Here is a 20,522-nt window from a genome sequence, read left to right as displayed (position 1 = left end):
GCTATAACATCATCCGACGGCGGTGCCGCGAACGTCTTTGGGGTCAAGACTATTCGCCACAGGTACATTAGGACTTTTGGATGACGCTGACACCGGTTGGGGGCTATGTTAGGCACAGCGCGATGTGCATGCGGGGGAACGGTCATGGCTTTGGACGAAAAAGACGGCATCTGGAAATCGGGCCGTGGCAAGGGGCGCCACACGCCGAAAGGCCGCCAGCTGGACGATGCCGCATGGGACGAGGTGCGCGCCCTACTGGGGGACGCACCGCTCGCCCGCGACATGCTGATCGAATACCTGCACCTGATTCAGGACCGGTTTAACTGCCTGTCTGCCGCGCACCTGCGTGCGCTGGCCGAGGAGATGCGGCTGTCACAGGCCGAGGTCTACGAGGTCGCGACCTTCTACGCGCATTTCGACGTGGTGAAGGAAGGCGAGGCGCCACCGCCCGCCCTGACGATCCGCATCTGCGAGTCGCTGTCCTGCGAGATGGCGGGCGCGCAGGCGTTGAAGCAGGCCTTGATCGACGGGCTGGATGCGAATGAGGTCCGCGTCGTCCGCGCGCCCTGCATGGGGCGCTGCGACACGGCCCCGGTGCTGCATCTGGGCCACCACTCCGTCGATCACGCGACGCTGGAGAAGGTGAAGGCGGCGATCGTGGCCGAACATACCCATGCGGAGGTGCCGGACTACGAAGGGCTGGCGGCCTATCGCGCGGCTGGCGGTTATGACGTGCTGACCGACCTGCGCGCAAATGGGGACTGGGCGGAGGTGCAGGACCGCGTCGCGGTCTCTGGCCTGCGCGGTCTGGGCGGGGCGGGGTTTCCGTCCGGCAAGAAGTGGGGCTTCGTGCGGTCCGAACCCGGTCCGCGCCTGATGGCCGTGAACGGCGATGAGGGCGAGCCGGGCACGTTCAAGGACCGCTGGTATCTGGAACGCACGCCGCATCTGTTCCTCGAAGGCATGCTAATCGCGGCCTGGGCGGTCGAGGCGGAGCGTGTGTATCTGTATATGCGCGACGAATATCCCGCCATCCTCAGTATCTTGCGCGACGAACTTCATGCATTGGAAGAAGCGGGGATCATCCCCGCGGGCTATGTCGATCTGCGGCGCGGGGCCGGTGCCTATATCTGCGGCGAGGAATCCGCGATGATCGAAAGCATCGAGGGCAAGCGCGGGATTCCCCGCCACCGTCCGCCCTATGTGGCGCAGAAGGGCATCTTTGGCCGCCCGACGCTGGTGCATAACGTGGAAACCCTGATCTGGATTGCCAAGGTGCTGCGCGAGGGGCCGCAGATTCTGGCGGACGTCGCCCATAACGGGCGCAATGGATTGCGGAACTATTCGGTCTCGGGCCGGGTCGCCGCACCCGGCGTCTACCTGTTGCCCGCCGGGTCCACGATCCGCGACGTGATCGCGGCGGCGGGCGGCATGGCAGAGGGGCATGTCTTCAAGGCCTACCAGCCGGGCGGGCCGTCGTCGGGCCTGTTGCCCGCCAGCATCGACGACGTGCCGCTGGATTTCGACACGCTTCAGAAATACGGCACCTTCATCGGGTCGGCGGCGGTCGTGGTGCTGTCGGACCGGGACTCGGCCCGGGGTGCGGCGCTGAACATGCTGGAATTCTTTGCCGATGAATCCTGTGGGCAATGCACGCCCTGCCGGGTTGGGTGCGAGAAGGCGGTCAAGCTGATGCAGGCGGACACATGGGATGCCGAGTTGCTGACGGACCTGTGCGAGGTCATGGTCGATGCCAGCATCTGCGGTCTGGGTCAGGCCGCGCCGAACCCGATCAAATCGGTGCTGACGCACTTCAAGAACGAAGTGTAACGCCTTGATCTAGTTGCGATAGACAGCGCAGGTGCAGCCCTGCCTGCGGATCGTGTTGCACAAGCCGTTCGCCTCTCGGGACGACTGGGCGCCGATGCGGGCCATGTAGTAGCCCTTGCGCCCCGACACCCGGTTGCGGGTGAAGATCAGGTCAAGCTGCTTGCCGGCGAGCGTGCTGCTGCAGGCCTGCGCGCGGCGGTCGAAGGCCGCGCGGGCCTTCGCCTCTGACGTGCCGAAGGCGAGTTGCACGCCCCAAGGCGCGTAGCTGGGTGCAGGGGGTTTGAACTGGGTAAAGTTGCGGTTGCTTGCCATGTCGCGGCAGGCGGGCTGAAAGGCCATGTCGCCTTGCAGGCGGAAATCGGGTGCGGCGGGCGGGCTGTCGCGCCACGTCTCGGCCGTGAGGCCGGTGATGATCTGGACGTAATCCACGGTTTCCCGCGCGAGGCCCCCGGTGCCGGCGATCAGGCCCGCGACGCGCGCCTCTCCACCATTGTAGGCGACGGCGGCGAGGCCCGGGTTGCCAAAGCGCTGGACGAGGTCACCAAGGTATTGCGCCGAGAATTCAAGGGCTTCTGCGGGGTTGTAGCTGTCGCGCAGGCCCCGCAGGGCGGCCGTGCTGTCGATGAATTGTGCGATGCCGCGGGCGCGGGCGGGCGACAGGGCATTGGGGTCGAACCGGCTTTCCTGCCAGATCAGGCGGGCAAAGAATGCGGGGTCGAGGGCGTTTTCACGGGCGAAGGCATCGATCGCCTGACAGGTGTCATGGACGAAATGGGCGGGCCGGATGCATTGCACCGCGCCAAAGCGACCGGTGCTGCACAGTGCACCCCCTTCGGCGCGGGTCACCCCCGGCAGACACATCAGAACGACAAGACCCAGCACGCGCAACATGACGCAAGCTTAGACGCGGGTCGCGGTGCTGCGTCAACTGCCGGGGGCGTCGCGCCCTTTCCTTTGGTCCGGCTTGGCATTAGCTAGGGTCCAACAGGATCGCAGGACAAACCCATGGCGTTTTTCAAGAAACTGAAGGACCGGATGTTCCGGTCGTCGTCCAAACTGGACGAGGGCCTTGACGCAATCGTCAGCGACGGCGGCAGCGCTGAGGCCGACGCGGCGCCCGAACCGGTCGCCCCTGCGCCGGTACAAGCGCCGCCGACACCGACAAGGGATGCGCCAGAGCCGCCAGTCGTTCCGGCCCCGGTGCCTGCCGCGCGGACCGAGCCGCCAGCTGCCGCGCCTCAGAAACCGGGCATTCTGGGCCGGATGTTCGGGACAGATCAGCCCGAGGTCGTGCGCCGTGTTCTGGACGACGCGATGGTCGAACAGCTGGAGGAGTTGCTGATCGCCGCCGACATGGGCGTCGATACGGCCCTGCGCGTCACCGCCAACATGGCCGAGGGGCGGATCGGCAAGCGGCTTTCGGTGGACGAGATCAAGCAGCTTCTGGCGGACGAGGTGACGCGGATCATGGATCCTGTCGCGCGGCCCATGCCGCTCTATAACCAGAAGCCGCAGGTGGTGCTGGTGGTGGGCGTTAATGGCTCCGGCAAGACGACGACCATCGGCAAGCTGGCGAGCCAGTTCAAGGCGGCGGGCAAGTCCGTGGTAATCGCCGCCGGCGACACGTTTCGGGCGGCGGCGGTGGAACAGTTGCAGGTCTGGGGCGACCGCGCCGGCGTGCCGGTGATGACGGCGGCGCAGGGGTCGGACCCGGCGTCCCTTGCCTTTGATGCCATGACCAAGGCGCAGGCGGACGGCGCGGACCTGCTGATGATCGACACGGCGGGGCGGCTGCAAAACCGCGCCGATCTGATGGAGGAGCTGTCCAAGATCGTCCGCGTGATCCGCAAGAAGGACCCCGACGCGCCGCACAACACCCTGCTGGTGCTGGATGCGACGACCGGCCAGAACGCGCTGCAGCAGGTCAAGGTGTTTCAGGAGCTGGCCGATGTCTCGGGCCTCGTGATGACCAAGCTTGATGGCACCGCCAAGGGCGGCGTGCTGGTGGCGCTTGCTGACAAGTTCGGCCTGCCGATCCATGCCATCGGCGTGGGTGAGCAGATCGACGATTTGCAGCCTTTCGATCCGGAGGATTTCGCCCGCGCGCTGGTAGGGCTGGGCGATTGATCCTTTCATCTGACCGGATAAACTCCGGGAGCTGGCCGCCCAGCCGCGCCCGCTGATGGGCGACTGGCTGGTCGGTATCGCCGGCACGCCGGAGGGCGCGCGGCTGGCGACATTGCTGGCGCTGCTGTCGGCGGTGTCGCATGCGGCCTTTGGCGCGCTGCAGAAGGGGCGGCATGATCCGTGGCTGTCGCGGGGGTCCATCGACGCTTGGCTGATCGTGATCTCGGCGCCGGTGGCGCTGTTCCTCGTGCCGTGGCCCACGGGGCAGATCGCGGTGCTGCTGGCGGGGGCGCTGGTGATCCACTTCGGCTTCAAGGTGACGATGGCGCTGGCCTATGAACGCGCGGCCTACACGGTCGTCTATCCGGTGGTGCGCGGCACCGGGCCGCTGGTCACGGTGCTGGCGGCGAGCGTGATCTTTCACGAACATTTCACGGCTGTGCAATGGCTGGGTGTGCTGTGCCTGTCGGGGGGGATCCTGCTGTTGGCCTGGGTCAACCTGCGTGAAAACAAGATCGATCCGGCGATGATGCAGATCGGGTTGCTGTGGGCCGTGGCGGGGGGCGTCATCGTGGCGGTCTACACGACCTACGACGCCTACGGCATCCGGCAGGCAGCGGACCCGTTCACGTTCCTTGCGTGGTTCTTTGTAATCACCGTCATCGACTTTCCGGTGCTGGCTGTGATCCGTTACCGCGGGATGGACGATCCGCCCGCGCTGGGACCGCTGCTGCTGCGCGGGCTGGCCGGGTCCTTTATCGCGTGGCTGTCGTTTGGCGGCGTCATGTTGGCGACACGGCTGGACAAGGTGGGCGAGGCGGCGGTGCTGCGCGAAACCTCGACCGTGTTCGCGGCGCTGATCGGCTGGTTCTTTCTGGGCGAACATGTGGGCAAGCGGCGGGCGGCGCTGATGGGACTGGTTGCGCTTGGTGCGGTAATCGTTGAAATGGGCGGCTGAGGGGGACCGATATGGCCACGCGCGACATCAATCCGATTCTGAAGCAGGTGCTGGAACTGGGGCCGACGCTGCTGTTCTTCCTGATCTATACCCGCATCAAGGACGAAGCCTATACCCTTGGCGGCACTGAATATACCGGGTTCATCGTGGCGACGCTGGTGTTCATCCCGATCCTGCTGGTGGCGATGGGCATCCTGTGGGCGATGACCGGCCGCTTGAGCCGGATTCAGGTTTTCACCGCGTTCATGGTGATCTTCTTCGGCGGGCTGACCGCGTGGTTCAACGACGAACGCTTCTTCAAGATGAAGACGACGATCATCTACGGCCTGATGGCGGTGACGCTGGGGATCGGGCTGCTGCGCGGCCGGTCCTATCTGGAGTGGATCATGGGTGAGGTCATGCCGATGCGGCATCAGGGCTGGATGATCCTGACCCGCCGGATGACGCTGTTTCTGGCGGCGATGGCGGTCTTCAACGAGGTGCTGTGGCGGACCCAGTCCACGGATCTGTGGGTCAAGATCGAGACCTTCGGCTTTCCGTTGCTGATGATGGTGTTCTTCGTGGCCCAGATGGGGATGTTCAACACCTATCTGATCGAGGATGACGCTGACCCCAAGCCCTAGCGCATTTCGCGCAGACTGGCGGAACTGAAACGCGCGGCGATGCTGCGGCCTACGCCTTGTCGCAGGACATCGACCAGCGCCGGGCGGGCGGGCATCACGAAAGCGACGCCGATGCGATGCGCCGACGCCCAGCGGATCGTGCCGGCGACCTGTTCGTTCAGGACGTGAAGGGTGATCCGGTCGCCGCGCATGACGTTTTTGACCCCCTCCAGACGCGCGCCGCCCTGATTGACATCGATCAGGACGGCGCTTTGCCGTCCTGTCGGTGTGGTGACGACGACGGGCAAAGCGGCCGGGTAACGATGGCGGCGGAACTGCTGGTTCATGCGGACTCTCCTGTGCGCAATTGCGCCCAGCTTTAGTCCGCTGCGGTAAAAAACCCGTTAGGAGCGCTTGGTAAAAAGCGTATTTTGCGCGCCGCGATCCTTGGCGATGTCGCCGCGGAGGTCTGCGTGCAGCGCGCGGCCGCGCTGCACGGCGGGCCGTGCGCCGACGGTGTCCAGCCAGCGGGCGAGGTGCGGCTTGTCGTCCAGTGTCTGCTGCTGGCCTTCCCACAGGGACGCCCAGCCCCAGCACGCCATGTCGGCAATGCTGTAGTCCGGACCTGCGATGTAGTCATGCTGCGCCAGCTGCCGGTCCATGACGCCGTAGAGCCGCGCGACCTCGGTCCGGTAGCGGTCCTTGGCGTAGGGCAGGTCGTTGGGCGGGTCCATCGCGGGAGCATATTTCAGGAAATGATGCGCCTGACCCGCCATCGGACCAAGGCCGCCCATCTGCCACATCAGCCACTGGTCGACGGCGATGCGGTCACGCTCGGTAGCGCCGCCGAACTGCCCGGTCTTGCGCGCCAGATACTGCAGGATCGCACCCGATTCGAAAATCGCGATGGGCGCACCGTCGGGCCCGTCGGGATCGACGATGGCAGGCATCCGGTTGTTGGGAGAGATCGCGAGGAAGTCGGGCTTGAACTGGTCGCCTGCACCGATGTTCACGAGGTGGGTCGTATAGGGCAGGCCGAACTCTTCGAGCGCGATGGAGATTTTCCAGCCGTTGGGTGTGGGCCAGAAGTAGAGGTCGATGGGGGCAGTCATGGCAGGGCTTTCGCGCAGTCGCGGCCCGGTGTCAGCCGCGCCTGCGATGGTAGTTGGCCAGCGCCGTGGCGCAATGGGCAATCTCGGCCCGGTATCGGTGGCAATAAAGGTCGATGGCGATCCGGGGCAGATGCCACAACGGCCCGCGCCAGCCCCCCCGCTGGCAGTTCTGCGCGGTGCGGGCCGAAAAGGTCATGTCGGGCGCACCGCCCGTGGCCCGGTTCAGCAGCAGCGACAGGCGGAACAGCACAAGGACGGTGATCTCTTCGTCCAGCACGTCGGGGGGCAGGGCGATCCGGTCGGCAAGGCGGTCGCGCAGGGGGCGGCGGTCCGGTGTGGTCTGGTAGGTCATGGGCAAACCCGCACAAGATCTTGACAGGCCAAGGCGTAGAGCGATTGCGTAACCGGGCCGTGACACCAGCGCGCGCCTTGACGCCCATTTGCGCCACGCCTATAGCGGCGGCGTGGTGAGTTGATGCCGGATTGCGGACCACGTTAAACATTCCGCTAAAAGGGTTTGAGGGGTCAGCCCCGATGCCCGTGGCGTCGGGGTTTTTCTTTGTCCCGAAAGGACACGCCATGACCGAATGGAACAAGCGCACCAAAGCCGTCCACGCCGGCACCCGCCGCAGCCAGTACAACGAGGTGTCCGAGGCGATCTTCCTGACCCAAGGCTTCGTCTATGACACCGCCGAGGACGCGCAGCAGCGGTTCCTGAAGGCGGGCGACGACGAATTCATCTATGCGCGCTACGGCAACCCCACGACCGCGATGTTCGAGGACCGGATCGCCGCGATCGAGGGGGCAGAGGATGCCTTTGCCACCGCCTCGGGCATGGCGGCGGTCTCCGGCGCGCTGATGTCGGTGCTGAAGGCGGGCGATCACGTCGTCAGCGCGCGGGCGCTGTTCGGGTCGTGCCTGTATGTGCTGGAGGAAGTGCTGACGCGGTTCGGCGTCGAGGTCACCTTCGTCGACGGCACCGATCTGGCCCAGTGGGAGGCGGCGCTGCGTCCCGACACCAAGATCGCGTTTTTCGAGAGCATCTCGAACCCCGCTTTGGAAGTGGCCGACATCAAGGCGATTGCCGATCTGGCCCATGCCAAGGGTGCCATGGTGATGGTCGACAACGTCTTTGCCACGCCGGTCTATTCCCGCGCGTTCGAACTGGGGGCTGACGCGGTGATCTATTCCGCGACCAAGCATATCGACGGGCAGGGGCGCGCGCTGGCGGGCGTGATCCTGGGGTCGAAAGAGTTCATTCGCGGCACGGTCGAGCCTTACATGAAGCATACGGGCGGCTCCATGTCGCCCTTTACCGCGTGGATGCTGGTCAAGGGGCTGGAGCATATGGACCTGCGCGTGCGCGCGCAGACCGCGAGTGCGCTGCACATCGCCAAGGGGCTGGAAGGCCACCCCAAGCTGACCCGCGTGATCTATCCCGCGCTGGAAAGCCACCCGCAGCATGCCGTCTGCATGGAACAGATGGGCTGCGGCGGCACGGTGCTGTCGATCGACACAGGCTCGCAAGAAGCATCGTTCCGGATGCTGAACGCGCTGCAGATCTTCCTGATCTCGAACAACCTTGGCGATGCGAAATCCATCGCCACACCGCCAGCGTCCACCACGCACCAGCGCCTGCCCGCCGACCAGAAGGCGCATCTGGGCATTACGCCTGGCCTGATCCGCCTGTCGGTCGGGCTGGAGGACGCGGACGACCTGTTGCGCGACCTGCTGGCGGCACTGGACGCCGCCTGATGCCGCCCCGCGTCCGCCCTTACGATGTGGCGGACGCAGGCGCGCTGGCGCTGATCTTCTACCGCGCCGTGCGGATCGGTGCCGCGGACCATTACACGCCGGCGCAGCTGGCAGACTGGGCGCCGGCGGTCCGGTCGGGCGAGGTCTTTGCCAAGCGCCTTGACGGGATGGAGACCTGGGTCGCCTGCGTGGACGACGTGCCTGCGGGATTTCTGAGCCTGCAGGACGGCCACCATATCGACCTGCTGTTTGTGGACCCGGATCACATCGGGTGCGGGCTGGCCTTTGCCCTGTATCGCCATCTGCTGGCAGAGATGGCCCACCGGCCCGTCCCGCGCCTGACGGTCGAGGCCAGCGTGCAAAGCCGCGCCTTCTTTCACCGGCAGGGCTGGCAAGAGACGGGTCAGAGGCGACGCGGCGCCGGTGTGGCGGAAATCCTGACCACCCTGATGGCCCTTGATCTGCCGCAAGCCGCCGGTTGATATGGCGGTCCGGGCGGGGCAGGGTGATGCCTTGACACTATGTCACACCCGCAGGGTGCGACAATTCGTTAATCTGTAGCAATAAAATTGGAAACCGGAACCGCGCGCCCCATCTAAGGGCTTCAACACCGCAAAAGGGGTCCGCCGTCATGAACCTTCAGTCCCGCGATATGGATCGCCAGCCCAGCCGGGCCGAGGCGGAAGCCGCACTTAGCCTGCTGCGCCGCTGGGCCGGCGACGCCACCCCCGAAGAGATCGTCACGCTGGATCCCCTGATCGGTCGCCTGTTGCCCGGTCAGGCGGTGTCGAACTATCCCGCACTCGCGCGCGCCTACCCCGAGGATTTCGAGGTCGATGCCGCCTACAAGGCGTCGATGCCCGATCTGCAGAACGGCCCATCGAGCCTTATCAAGGGTGCGCAGCAGCAGATCCAGCACGTCGGGATTTCCAACTTCCGGCTGCCGATTAGGTTCCGCACGCGTGACAACGGCGACCTGACGCTGGAAACCAGCGTGACGGGGACGGTCAGCCTGGAGGCGGAAAAGAAGGGCATCAACATGTCCCGCATCATGCGGACTTTCTACAAGCACGCCGAGGAAACCTTCAGCTTTGACGTGATCGCGCAGGCGCTGGACGCCTATATGACCGACCTCGAAAGTTTCGACGCCCGCATCCAGATGCGGTTCTCGTTCCCGATGAAGGTGCAAAGCCTGCGGTCTGGCCTGACCGGGTACCAGTATTACGATATCGCGCTGGAACTGGTGGAACGGGCCGGGGTGCGCACCAAGATCGTGCACCTCGATTATGTCTATTCCAGCACTTGCCCCTGCTCGCTGGAGCTGTCGGAGCATGCCCGCCAGTTCCGCGGCCAACTGGCCACGCCGCATTCGCAGCGGTCCGTGGCGCGTCTGTCCGTGGTGCTGGAACCGGGGCAGAAGGTCATGTGGTTCGAGGATCTGATCGACATGGCCCGTGCGGCGGTGCCGACGGAAACGCAAGTCATGGTCAAGCGCGAGGACGAGCAGGCCTTTGCTGAATTGAACGCCGCCAACCCGATCTTTGTCGAGGATGCGGCGCGTCTGTTCACAGAGCAGCTGCATCTTGATCCGCGGATCGGCGATTTCCGCGTCGTGGCCAGCCATCAGGAAAGCCTGCACAGCCATGATGCGGTGTCCGTCCTGACCGAAGGGCCGACCTTTGCCACGCCGTCACTGGACCCGCGCCTGTTTGCATCGCTGTTCCACGTCGGCTGACGCGCCCCCTTTGCAGCCTCCGCTTGACAGCGCGGCGGCTGCGGGGCACGCAAGCGCGATGATTGACCTGCGCCCCGTCGGATACGTGATCGGCCTGCTTGTGGCCACGTTGGGGGTCACGATGCTGCCGCCGTTTCTGGTGGATCTGGCGGCGGGCAACGGGCATTGGCCGATCTTCCTGGAATCCGCAATCATCACGATCCTGACCGGCGGTCTGCTGGCGCTGGCCTGCGCCAACGGCGTGGGCACCGGCCTGACAGTGCGGCAAACCTTCCTGCTGACCTCGACCATCTGGGTGACGTTGCCGGTCTTCGGCGCGATCCCCTTCATCATCGGGGCCACGAACTGCAATTTCACCGACGCCTATTTCGAGGCGATGTCGGGCCTGACCACCACGGGTGCGACCGTGCTGGGAGGGTTGGAGGCGCTGCCGGCCGGCATCAAGCTGTGGCGCGGCACGCTGCAATGGCTGGGCGGCATCGGTATCATCGTCGTCGCCATGGTGTTCCTGCCGGAACTGCGGGTCGGGGGCATGCAGATCTTCCGCTCTGAATCCTTCGAGACGATGGGCAAGATCCTGCCCCGCGCGGGGCAGATCGCGTCCAGCATTTCGGTCATCTACGTCGGCCTGACGATCGCCTGCGGGCTGACCTATAATGCGCTGGGGATGCCGGCGTTCGACGCGCTTGTGCATGCGATGACGACCCTGTCGACGGGGGGGATGGCGAACACCGACGCGTCCTTCGGCATCTATGGCGCTGGCATCCATTATGTCGGGGCATTCTTCATGTTCAGCGCGGCGCTGCCGTTCGTCCGCTACGTTCAGATGCTGAACGGGACCGCCAGACCGTTCCTGCAGGACAGCCAGATCGGAACGTTCTTCGGCATCATCCTGTTCTGCGTTCTGATGATCACGGTCTGGGTCTGGGGCCGCGAAGGCGCCGTGACCGAGGTCGCGTTCCGCGAATCGCTGTTCAACGTGGTGTCGATCATCTCGGGCACCGGCTATGCGAGTGCAAACTACATGGCCTGGGGCACGTTCCCGGTCGTGATGTTCTTCTTCATCGGGCTGATCGGCGGCTGCGCCGGATCGACCGCCTGTTCGCTGAAGGTCTTCCGCTACCAGTTGCTTTTTGCCTCGCTCAAGGCGCAGATCCGCACGATCCATTCGCCGCACGGCATCTTCATCCCGCGCTTTGACGGGCGGCCCGTCGGGCAGGACGTGATGAACTCGGTCATGGCAATTTTTGTCGCCTTCATCCTGCTGCTGGGGCTGTTTTCGGTGCTGCTGGGGCTGACGGGGCTGGATTTCATCACCTCCGTCAGCGGGGCGGCCACGGCGATGGCCAACGTCGGTCCCGGCCTTGGCAACGTGATCGGACCTGCGGGGAATTTCGAGCCGATCAACGACACCGCCAAGTGGCTGCTGGCCGCCGCCATGTGGATCGGCCGGCTGGAGATCATGGTCGTGCTGGTCATCCTGACGCCCCGGTTCTGGCGGGAGTAGGCGGTCCGGTCGGGTCCGATGATATGGACAGTTTGAAATGTTCTAGAAATGGTAGTTTTTGCAGCCGGGTGCTGACATTTTACACTTCAGATTGACGGTTGCGAGTTATAACTTGAGTTGGCAATAAAAATGGATCATGCGGTGGGGTTTATAATCTGCTCTACTCTTGCGTTGGGAACCTTATACGGTGTTGAACGGCTATTGTTTCGAAAAAGGTTCGGTATGCTCGCCGCCTTCTTTTGGATTTTTATCTTACAAACGCTAATTTTATTCGCTGGAGAAATTGCTTTACGAAAGCAGTGGCTGCCGACGAATTTTGCCCCGCTTGATAATTTTGTACAAGCGGTTACCGCAGTCGCCTACTTGGCGCTGGGGTTAACGCCAATAGCTGCAATCCTATTTGTTATTATAGGCGGTCTAATCTTCGGAATAAAATACGTGAGATATAATCGTGAAAGCTAATCCATCGATTCATTTTTAGTAATTTTATATGACGTTATTTTGAGGCACGGAGGCCGGTAATGCACTCCTCCGCATGTACCAAAAACTCGTTTTGAACGGCTTCTTTCCTAGCCGATTTCCCGTGCCACAAACCCCGTCCCAAACCGGACCGGTTGATGCATGTTTTTGACTGCTGTCGCAGCACGCACGGTCGCAGCGGTCAAAGCCTTACCAGCAACTCACTAGCACCGTGCTTTCCGCCGCGCGCAGGGTCAGGGTTTCGGGGGGCATGAAGGCGAGGGTGTCGGTCGTCTCGGTCGCGATCCCGGCGGCAGAGAGGGCGGTGACGATCGTGCCGGCGTCCAGCAGGAAGCTGACGTCGGGCGGCAGGACCTGACCGCCGCGCGGCGTGTTGGGCAGCAGCATGCCCAGCACCGCGCCGCCGTTGTCGAACACGGGCCCGCCCGCGTCGCCGGCCTGTGCCGTCAGTGTCAGGCGTTTGATCGTGTCCTCTCCGTTCAGCCCGCGGATGTCGGCGAGGCGGCCGAAGGTTAGTGTAGGTGTCACCAGCACGCCGCCATAGGGGAAGCCTGCGACGGCGATTTCGGTCTGGATGCGCGGCACCTGCGTCTGGAAGGCGGCGACGGATTGCGGCGACAGGCGGTCGTCGGGGGTCAGCACGGCGATGCCGAGGGCCTCGTCCACCAGCGTCGCGGTCGCGGTGTGGCTGCCGTCGATCATGATCTCGTCGCAGGAGGCGAGGGCAGCGGCATCGGTCAGCACGCGGCCGCCGTCGTCGATATAGAACCCGGTGCGGGAGGCCTTGGGCTTACGGATCTGCAGGCCCGCGACAAGGTCGATGGCCTGATCCTCGTCGGGGCGCGCGATGGCGGGGTCCAGCACGCCCTCGGTCACGGCAAAGCTTGCCTGCATTTCCGCGCGCAACCGGTCGAAGCGGGCGCTGTCGCCGGCGGGCCAGACGAGGGCGAAGCCCTTGATCTGACCGTCTGCCAGTTGGGCGGTGACGTAGGACTGCACTTCGGCATTGGTGCCCGCGATCTCGAAGCTCGCGTCCTTGCGGGTGCGTTCGCCATCGGGTGGGAAGATCTTGAGCGTCTGCAGGATTTCGTACAGGCCGAAGAGGCGGTTCTGGTCACCCTCCTGACTGATCAGCAGCACTTGGGCGGGCACGTCGCCCTTGGCACCATAGCGCGCGAAGGGTGGCTCGTAGCCGGTAAAGCTGACGGCGCCGGTGGGGATCATCACCTCGATCCCGGCGGCGGTGTCGCGGACCAGTTGCAGGTTCATGCCGTCCAGCACGGCATTGTAGGCGCCGACCAGTTGCGCGCGCTGCGCCGTCGTCAGGACACCGGTGGGCGTGAAGCCCTGAGCGAGTTGCCACGCCTCCATCGCGCTGCGGGTGCCGCGGCCAAAGGCGCCGTCGACCGCTGCGTCATAAAAGCCAGCCCAGCCCAGGGCGGTCTGCAACTGTTCCTTTTGCGCCTGCGACAAGGCCTGTTCCGACACGCGGGCGTCCTGCAGGCTTTCCTCGGGGATCTGGGGTGCGGTCTGGGGGGCGCTTGCGTCGGGCGTCGTGATGGTCACGACCCGCGGACTTTGCGGGGCAGTCTCGGGCGCTGATGCGGCCGGGGTGGCACCTGCGACGGGCCAGAACTGGTCGCCGAACCGCTCTCCATTCGTCAGAAAGGCATCGCCGGGGGCCAGACCGGCCTGCCGCAGATCGCGCAGCGCATCGGTCGCCGCCGCCCGGTCGGGGTAGGGGCCGGCCACGATAGCGTACCAGCTGCGACCCAGGGCGAAGCCCGCCACATCCTCGGACCGCTGGGCATAGACGCGGACGCGGGTGTCGGCAGCGGTCTGGGTCGGCTGCGCCTCGAGCTGGATCCAGGTGCCGCTGACCTGTGCCACGGCGCCCTGTGCCGCAAGGGTCAGGGCGAGGGCGCTTACCCAGATCGCGGAACGTGTCATCAGCCTGAAACCCTTGAAATTGGAACTGTCCTATCGCGCGCGTTTTTAGCAGGACCATTCCGCACCGCAGCACAAATCGGCGTGTGTCCGCCCAAATTAAGCGGCTGTGGCACGATTGACCCTTTCCGCCGCCCGGCCTATGCAACGCTCACGTTTGACAGGGGGCGACATGGCCGACCAACCGCGCAGTTTTCAAGAGATCATCCTGCGGCTTGCATCCTATTGGGCCGGGCAGGGCTGTGCCGTGCTGCAACCCTACGACATGGAGGTCGGTGCCGGCACGTTCCACCCGGCGACCACCCTGCGCGCGTTGGGGTCAAAGCCCTGGGCCGCGGCCTATGTCCAGCCGTCGCGGCGCCCGACCGACGGGCGCTATGGCGAGAACCCGAACCGGCTGCAGCATTATTATCAGTATCAGGTCATCATCAAACCCTCGCCGCCGGACCTGCAGGACCTCTATCTGGGGTCGCTCAGGGCCATCGGCATCGACGCGTCCCTGCATGACATCCGTTTCGTCGAGGATGATTGGGAATCCCCGACGCTGGGCGCCTGGGGTCTGGGGTGGGAGGTCTGGTGCGACGGCATGGAAGTGTCGCAGTTCACCTATTTCCAGCAGGTCGGCGGCCACGATTGTTCGCCCGTGTCAGGCGAGCTGACCTACGGGCTGGAGCGTCTGGCGATGTATGTGCTGGGCGTCGATCACGTCATGGACATGCCGTTCAACGCCCCCGACGCACCGATCCCGCTGACCTACGGCGACATCTTTTTGCAGACCGAGCAGGAATACGCGCGCTGGAACTTCGACGTGGCGGATACGGACACGCTGCTGCAGCACTTCAAGGATGCGGAAGCGGAATGCGCCCGTATCTTGGCCTGCGATGCGGTCGATCCCAAGACGGGGAAGACGATCCGCATGGCGCATCCGGCCTACGATCAGGCGATCAAGGCCAGCCACCTGTTCAACCTGCTGGACGCGCGCGGCGTGATTTCCGTGACCGAGCGGCAGGCCTACATCGGGCGGGTGCGGACATTGGCCAAGGCCTGCGCCGATGCCTTCGTGCAGACCCCCGCCGGGGGCGCTGCGGCGTGATCGCGAAACTCTGGATAAGTGCCATCATGATCATCGCCCTGATTGCCGGCGTCGCCCTCTATTACCTGCAGGTCTATGCCTATTACGTAGAGGTGCCCGCCGATCAGGCCGTCGTCGACATGGTGTCCCTGACCAGCGGAGAGGCCGAGCCCATCGCTTTTGACAATTTCCGCGGCATCGACAGTGACAGCAGCCCGCTGCGCTATCGCGCCTGTTACGACATGCCCGCGAGCCTTGCCATGCTGACCGAGACCTACCAGATCGCCGACGACGCGGAACCGCGCGTGGCCCCTGGGTGGTTCGACTGTTTCGACGCCAAACAGATCGGGGCCGATCTGCAGGACGGCGTTGCCGTCGGCTTTCTGGGCCAGAAAGACGTGAAATACGGCATCGACCGGATCGTCGCCGTCTACCCCGATGGCCGGGCCTTTGCCTGGCACCAGATCAACGCCTGCGGCGAGGTCGTCTTTGACGGCAACCCCGCCCCCGAAGGCTGTCCCACCCCACCGGAAAGCACGCGCTGATGCCTGACCTGCTGATCGAACTCTTCTCGGAAGAAATCCCCGCACGGATGCAGGCGCAGGCCAGCGCCGATCTGAAAAAGCTGGTGACCGACGGTCTGGTGGAGGCGGGGCTGACCTATGCCGCCGCCGCCGCCTTTGCCACGCCGCGCCGTCTGGTGCTGTCTGTCGAGGATCTGACGGCCGAGAGCCGGGCCGTGCGCGAAGAGCGCAAGGGGCCGAAGGTCGGCGCGCCGGAAAAGGCACTGGAGGGGTTTCTGCGCGGTGTCGGTCTGACTGTTGACCAGCTGGAAACGCGCGAGGACAAGAAGGGTGCCTTCTATGTCGCGATGATCGACAAGCCGGGGCGCAGTGCGGCCGAGATCGTGGCTGAGGTGCTGGACCGCACGATCCGCAATTTCCCCTGGCCCAAGTCGATGCGCTGGGGCAACGGGACCCTGCGCTGGGTCCGCCCGCTGCATACGATCCTGTGCATCCTCGTCGGTGACGACGGGGCAGAGGTCGTGCCGCTGGACGTGGACGGCATCGTGTCGGGCAACACGACGCGCGGTCACCGGTTCATGGGGCCGGAGGTGTTTTCCGTCACCTCTTTCGAGGATTACGAGGCGAAGCTGAAGCGCGCCCGCGTGATGCTGCGCCCCGAAGAGCGCGCCGATGCGATCTGGCAGGAGGCGACATCGCAGGCCTTTGCCACTGGGCTGGAGGTTGTGGAGGATCGCGGCCTGTTGGCCGAAGTCGCGGGGCTGGTCGAATGGCCGGTCGTGCTGATGGGGCGGATCGACGACCGCTTCCTTGATTTGCCGCCTGAGGTGCTGCAGACCAGCATGCGCGAACATCAGAAGTTCTTTTCCGTCCGCAATCCCAAGACGGGGCGGATTGAACGCTTCGTCACTGTTGCCAATATCGAAACGGCGGACGACGGCGCGACGATCCTGAACGGCAACCAGCGGGTGCTGTCGGCGCGGCTGTCGGATGCGAAGTTCTTTTGGGACAACGATTTGCGCGTGGCGAAGGCGGGGATGGACCCGTGGCTGGACGGTCTGGCAAACGTCACCTTCCATAATAAACTGGGATCGCAGCGCGACCGGATCGAGCGGATCGCGGCCTTGGCGCGCGAGATCGCGCCGGTGGTCGGCGCCGACCCGGATCAGGCGTTCGAGGCAGCCCAGATCGCCAAGGCCGACCTGCGCTCTGAAATGGTCGGGGAATTCCCCGAACTTCAAGGGCTTATGGGCCGTTATTACGCCGCCGCCGCGGGCCGCGACGCCGCCGTCGCCGCCGCGTCGGAAGAGCACTGGAAGCCGATGGGCCCCTCCGACGCCGTGCCGACCGCACCGGTCTCCGTCGCCGTGGCGCTGGCCGACAAGCTGGATACGCTGACCGGCTTCTGGGCGATCGACGAGAAGCCGACAGGGTCCAAGGATCCCTTCGCGTTGCGCCGTGCGGCGCTGGGGGTGATCCGGCTGGTGCTGGAGAATGATATTCAGACAAACCTACTGTCCAGCAACGGACCGGTTTCCTCGGCTAGAGATCTTATCGGCGTGAGAAAACGGGAAGAAGGTGATGCCTACGCTGACGTCAATTCCCTCCTTTCTTTCTTCCACGACCGCCTCAAAGTCTACCTCAAGGATCAGGGTATCCGGCACGACGTCATCGATGCCTGCATCGCCATGCCCGGCAACGACGACCTGACCCTGCTGGTCAAGCGAGCCCGCGCGCTGCAGGCGACGCTGGAGACGGACGATGGCGAGAACCTGATTCAGGGCTTCAAGCGCGCCAACAACATCCTGACGCAGGCCGAGGAGAAGGACGGCGTCGAGTATTCCTACGGTGCAGAGTTCAAGTTTGCCGAGGATCAGGCGGAAAAGGATCTCTTTGCCGCCCTCGATACCGCCGAGGCCCGGATCGCCCCCGCGATGCAGGACGAGGAGTTCGGGGCCGCGATGACCGCCATGGCGTCGCTGCGCCAGCCGATCGATGCGTTTTTCACGGATGTGCAGGTCAATGCCGAAAGCCAGATCCTGCGGCGGAACCGGCTTAACCTGCTGTCACGCATCCGCACGATCTGTCTGTCCGTGGCCGACCTGACCCGGATCGAGGGCTGACACTGCGACTAAAGGCTAAGACTGTCACCTTTCCTTTACACGCGCCTGTCCCACATCCTATGCTGCAGGTGAACAAGGGAATGCCGCAGTGCAGCAAAAGTCGATCTACCCCGATGTGACCTTGATCACGCCCACGGCGCAGATGTCGCCGTCGATGCACGGCGGGCGGGCGAAATGCCTGCAACGCCTGATCCGGCTGGACATGCCGGTGCCCACCACGCTGGCCCTGTCATTCCCCGCCGTACTGCGCTGTGCCAAGGGCCAGTTGCCGCCGGTCGAGACCTTGTTGGACCCGTTCGGCGAGATGCCCCTGCTGTCCGTGCGCCCGTCGTCGCAGGACCCCGACTGGGGCGGGCCGGGGGCGATCCTGAATATCGGCATGAACGCCGTGACCTACCGCCGCCTGATGAAACGCGTGGGCGAGCCGGCGGCGACCGCACTGTACCTGCGATTCGTGCAGTCCTACGCCGTGCATGTCGCGCGCCTTGACCCCGACGCCTTCGACTTTCCGAACCTGACCGGCGCCCACGCCCTGAATGCCGCCCTCGATACCTTCGAGGTGGAGGCGGACGAGCCGTTCCCGCAGGACGTCGGCGTGCAACTGTGCGAAGTGTTGCGGTCGATGGCGCGGGCGTGGGACGGCACCTCTGCCCGGTTGCTGCGCGAGGCGAAGGGTGCGCCCGTGGATGCGGGCCTTGGCCTTGTCGTGCAGGCGATGGCCTTGGGCGTCGGTGACGGAGAGAGCGGGTCCGGCGTCATTCAATACGTCAACGCCGTGACCGGCCAGCCGCAGGTCGTGGGCCGGTACCTGAGCCAGAGTCAGGGGCGCGATGCGCTGAACGACAAGGCGGGCGCGATCTATCTGACCAGCGACAAGCGCGGAAAGGCCTTGGAGGACATATGCCCCGATGTCTTCGCGCAATTGCTGGCCTATGGCTGGACCGCGCGCAGCCGCCTGCGCGAGGAGATGCAGATCGAATTCACGCTGGAAGACGGCGTGTTGCACATCCTTGATGCGGTGCGTGTGCAGCGGTCGAGCCGTGCGCAGGTGCAGATCGCCGTGGACCTTGCCAGCGACGGGATCATCCCGCGTGAAGAGGCCGTGATGCGCGTGCCGTCCAACGCGCTGTCGGAAATGCTGCACCGTCAGGTCGATCCCGAGGCGGTCCGCGACGTCATCGTGCGCGGCATTGCCGCCAGTCCCGGCGCCGCGACGGGCCGGATCGTGCTGACGGCGGCCGAGGCGCAGGCGAGTGCCGCGCGTGGCGAGGCCTGCGTGCTGGTCCGCCGCGAGACGACGCCGGAGGATATCCGCGGCATGCATGCGGCGCAGGCCGTGCTGACCATGCGCGGCGGCATCACCAGCCACGCCGCCGTCATCGGTCGGGGTCTTGGCGTGCCTTGCGTCGTGGGCGCCTCTGACCTGACCATCGACCGCAAGCGCGGCCAGATCGTGGCCCCCGGCGGGCGCCGGTTCGCGGTGGGCGAGACGATTACCGTGGACGGCACCTCTGGCACCGTGCTGGCGGGCAGCCCGCAGATGCTGGAGGCGACGCTGGACGCGTCGTTCCAGACACTGCTGTCCTGGGCCGACGATTTTCGCGACATCGGCGTGCGGGCCAACGCCGACACGCCGGCGGATGCGCAGACCGCCAGCAACTTTGCCGCCGAAGGCATCGGTTTGTGCCGGACAGAGCACATGTTCTTTGAAGGCGACCGTCTGGGCGTCATGCGAGAGATGATCTTTGCCGAGACCGCCGACGACCGGCGCGCCGTGCTGGACCGTTTGCTGCCGATGCAGCGCGACGATTTCGCGGCGCTGTTCAGCATCATGGACGGCCGTCCCGTCTGCATCCGTCTGTTCGACATGCCGCTGCACGAGTTCCTGCCTTACGACAAGGCGGGCCAGCGCGATCTGGCAGAGCAGCTGGCGATGCCGCTTGCGGCGGTGACGGACCGGGTGCAGGCGCTGAGCGAATACAACCCGATGCTGGGCATGCGCGGCGTGCGGCAGGGGATCGCGATTCCCGAGATCTATGAAATGCAGGCCCGCGCGATTTTCGAGGCGGTGGCGGAGGTCACACGGCAGGGGCTGCGCGTGCAGCCCGAAATCATGATCCCGTTGATCAGCGCGATGCGCGAAGTCGAACTGATCAAGGCCCGTGTCGATGCGGTGGCGAGTGCGGTGCAAAGCGAGATGGGTGTCACCTTTGCCTTCAAGCTGGGGGTGATGGTAGAAACCCCGCGCGCCGCGCTGCGGGCGCAGGACATCGTCAAATACGCGTCGTTCCTGTCCTTCGGCACGAACGACCTGACCCAGATGACCTATGGCTTGTCGCGCGACGACGCGGGCCGGTTCATGTCGACCTACGTTCAGCAGGGGGTCTATCAGGAGGATCCGTTCCACACCCTTGACCTTGAAGGCGTGGGCGAGCTGCTGGCCATCGGGGCCGCACGGGGCCGGGCGGGGCGTCCCGACGTCGTCGTTTCGATCTGCGGCGAGCATGGCGGCACGCGGGCGGCCATCGGATTCTGCCGGGCGCAGGGGTTCAACTACGTGTCCTGCTCGCCGTTCCGGGTGCCCCTTGCGCGGCTTTCCGCCGCTCAGCTCGCTTTGGAAGAACGGTTGACAGGGGTGGACGCGCAGCGCTCACCCGCGCCATCGCACTAGAAACAAGCTGCGAATCGGGCGAATCGGGCCGCGGATTTCACGTGGCGGGATTCGGCCAGTCCGCCAGGTGGACCTGCCG

General features: G+C 64.9%; 18 protein-coding genes and 1 riboswitch. Of the genes, 13 read left to right on the top strand and 5 right to left on the bottom strand.

All coding sequences use genetic code 11. From position 1 onward, the window contains the following. The first annotated feature begins 144 nt into the window (after positions 1-144). Positions 145-1,830, top strand: coding sequence for an NAD(P)H-dependent oxidoreductase subunit E (locus GLR48_RS17120; protein WP_237063194.1), 1,686 nt, complete (start codon positions 145-147; stop codon positions 1,828-1,830). A 9-nt stretch (positions 1,831-1,839) separates the two neighbouring features. Here the strand turns inward: GLR48_RS17120 and GLR48_RS17115 are convergent, their stop codons facing one another. Further along, positions 1,840-2,721, bottom strand: a complete 882-nt coding sequence (locus GLR48_RS17115) for a lytic transglycosylase domain-containing protein (RefSeq protein ID WP_237063193.1) — start codon at positions 2,719-2,721, stop codon at positions 1,840-1,842. A 114-nt stretch (positions 2,722-2,835) separates the two neighbouring features. Here GLR48_RS17115 and ftsY point away from each other — a divergent pair, with 114 nt between their 5' ends. Genes ftsY through GLR48_RS17100 form a run of 3 tightly spaced genes read left to right on the top strand, consistent with a single transcriptional unit; the run spans position 2,836 to position 5,538 of the window. Then, on the top strand, positions 2,836-3,957 hold the full coding sequence (ftsY, locus tag GLR48_RS17110; RefSeq protein ID WP_237063191.1) for a signal recognition particle-docking protein FtsY: 1,122 nt from the start codon (positions 2,836-2,838) through the stop codon (positions 3,955-3,957). Between the two features lie 55 nt (positions 3,958-4,012). Next, the gene (locus GLR48_RS17105) at positions 4,013-4,915 is read left to right on the top strand and encodes a DMT family transporter (protein WP_237063189.1); all 903 of its coding nucleotides are present in this window, start codon (positions 4,013-4,015) and stop codon (positions 4,913-4,915) included. A gap of 11 nt (positions 4,916-4,926) precedes the next feature. Further along, on the top strand, positions 4,927-5,538 hold the full coding sequence (locus GLR48_RS17100; RefSeq protein ID WP_237063187.1) for an inner membrane-spanning protein YciB: 612 nt from the start codon (positions 4,927-4,929) through the stop codon (positions 5,536-5,538). Here the strand turns inward: GLR48_RS17100 and GLR48_RS17095 are convergent. From GLR48_RS17095 to GLR48_RS17085, 3 genes are read right to left on the bottom strand one after another with little or no spacing between them, the layout of a single operon-like run. Continuing rightward, positions 5,535-5,864 (bottom strand): PilZ domain-containing protein, encoded by a 330-nt coding sequence (locus GLR48_RS17095; RefSeq protein ID WP_237063185.1) that lies wholly within the window; start codon positions 5,862-5,864, stop codon positions 5,535-5,537. The two genes, GLR48_RS17100 and GLR48_RS17095, sit on opposite strands and share 4 nt — an antisense overlap. Positions 5,865-5,921: 57 nt before the next feature. Then, complete coding sequence (locus GLR48_RS17090; RefSeq protein WP_237063183.1) at positions 5,922-6,629, bottom strand: glutathione S-transferase N-terminal domain-containing protein; 708 nt, start codon at positions 6,627-6,629, stop codon at positions 5,922-5,924. Positions 6,630-6,660: 31 nt separating this feature from the next. Next, positions 6,661-6,981 (bottom strand): hypothetical protein, encoded by a 321-nt coding sequence (locus GLR48_RS17085; RefSeq protein WP_237063181.1) that lies wholly within the window; start codon positions 6,979-6,981, stop codon positions 6,661-6,663. A gap of 102 nt (positions 6,982-7,083) precedes the next feature. Beyond that, positions 7,084-7,161: riboswitch (SAM riboswitch) on the top strand. A gap of 47 nt (positions 7,162-7,208) precedes the next feature. Here GLR48_RS17085 and metZ point away from each other — a divergent pair. The 5 genes from metZ (at position 7,209) to GLR48_RS17060 (ending at position 12,088) form a co-directional block, all read left to right on the top strand. Next, the gene (gene metZ, locus GLR48_RS17080) at positions 7,209-8,384 is read left to right on the top strand and encodes an O-succinylhomoserine sulfhydrylase (protein WP_237063179.1); all 1,176 of its coding nucleotides are present in this window, start codon (positions 7,209-7,211) and stop codon (positions 8,382-8,384) included. After that, positions 8,384-8,866 (top strand): GNAT family N-acetyltransferase, encoded by a 483-nt coding sequence (locus GLR48_RS17075; protein WP_237063177.1) that lies wholly within the window; start codon positions 8,384-8,386, stop codon positions 8,864-8,866. Before metZ ends, GLR48_RS17075 begins: the two co-directional genes overlap by 1 nt. A 149-nt stretch (positions 8,867-9,015) precedes the next feature. Beyond that, positions 9,016-10,119 (top strand): GTP cyclohydrolase FolE2, encoded by a 1,104-nt coding sequence (gene folE2 / locus GLR48_RS17070; protein ID WP_237063175.1) that lies wholly within the window; start codon positions 9,016-9,018, stop codon positions 10,117-10,119. Between the two features lie 58 nt (positions 10,120-10,177). Beyond that, a complete protein-coding gene (locus GLR48_RS17065; protein WP_237063173.1) occupies positions 10,178-11,626 on the top strand; it encodes a TrkH family potassium uptake protein in 1,449 nt (482 codons plus the stop codon). Positions 11,627-11,848: 222 nt separating this feature from the next. Continuing rightward, a complete protein-coding gene (locus GLR48_RS17060) occupies positions 11,849-12,088 on the top strand; it encodes a hypothetical protein (protein ID WP_237063171.1) in 240 nt (79 codons plus the stop codon). A 207-nt stretch (positions 12,089-12,295) separates the two neighbouring features. On the opposite strand, the gene GLR48_RS17055 is transcribed toward GLR48_RS17060, so the two are convergent. After that, the gene (locus GLR48_RS17055; protein ID WP_237063170.1) at positions 12,296-14,056 is read right to left on the bottom strand and encodes a trypsin-like peptidase domain-containing protein; all 1,761 of its coding nucleotides are present in this window, start codon (positions 14,054-14,056) and stop codon (positions 12,296-12,298) included. 169 nt (positions 14,057-14,225) lie between these two features. Here GLR48_RS17055 and GLR48_RS17050 point away from each other — a divergent pair, with 169 nt between their 5' ends. The 4 genes from GLR48_RS17050 to GLR48_RS17035 all read left to right on the top strand — a co-directional run bounded on the left by GLR48_RS17050 (position 14,226) and on the right by GLR48_RS17035 (position 20,443). Beyond that, positions 14,226-15,146, top strand: coding sequence for a glycine--tRNA ligase subunit alpha (locus tag GLR48_RS17050; protein WP_237063169.1), 921 nt, complete (start codon positions 14,226-14,228; stop codon positions 15,144-15,146). Next, the gene (locus tag GLR48_RS17045; protein WP_442915846.1) at positions 15,146-15,670 is read left to right on the top strand and encodes a DUF6446 family protein; all 525 of its coding nucleotides are present in this window, start codon (positions 15,146-15,148) and stop codon (positions 15,668-15,670) included. Before GLR48_RS17050 ends, GLR48_RS17045 begins: the two co-directional genes overlap by 1 nt. Continuing rightward, positions 15,670-17,772 carry a glycine--tRNA ligase subunit beta gene (glyS, locus tag GLR48_RS17040; protein WP_237063168.1) on the top strand — a complete coding sequence of 701 codons (2,103 nt, stop codon included), beginning with the start codon at positions 15,670-15,672 and terminating at the stop codon, positions 17,770-17,772. Before GLR48_RS17045 ends, glyS begins: the two co-directional genes overlap by 1 nt. An 88-nt stretch (positions 17,773-17,860) precedes the next feature. Continuing rightward, positions 17,861-20,443 (top strand): putative PEP-binding protein, encoded by a 2,583-nt coding sequence (locus GLR48_RS17035; protein ID WP_237063167.1) that lies wholly within the window; start codon positions 17,861-17,863, stop codon positions 20,441-20,443. Positions 20,444-20,522: the final 79 nt, after the last annotated feature.

Origin of the sequence: Loktanella sp. M215 (assembly GCF_021735925.1) — a bacterium.
Taxonomy (GTDB): Bacteria; Pseudomonadota; Alphaproteobacteria; order Rhodobacterales; family Rhodobacteraceae; genus Loktanella.
This window is presented reverse-complemented; position numbering and strand designations above follow the sequence as displayed.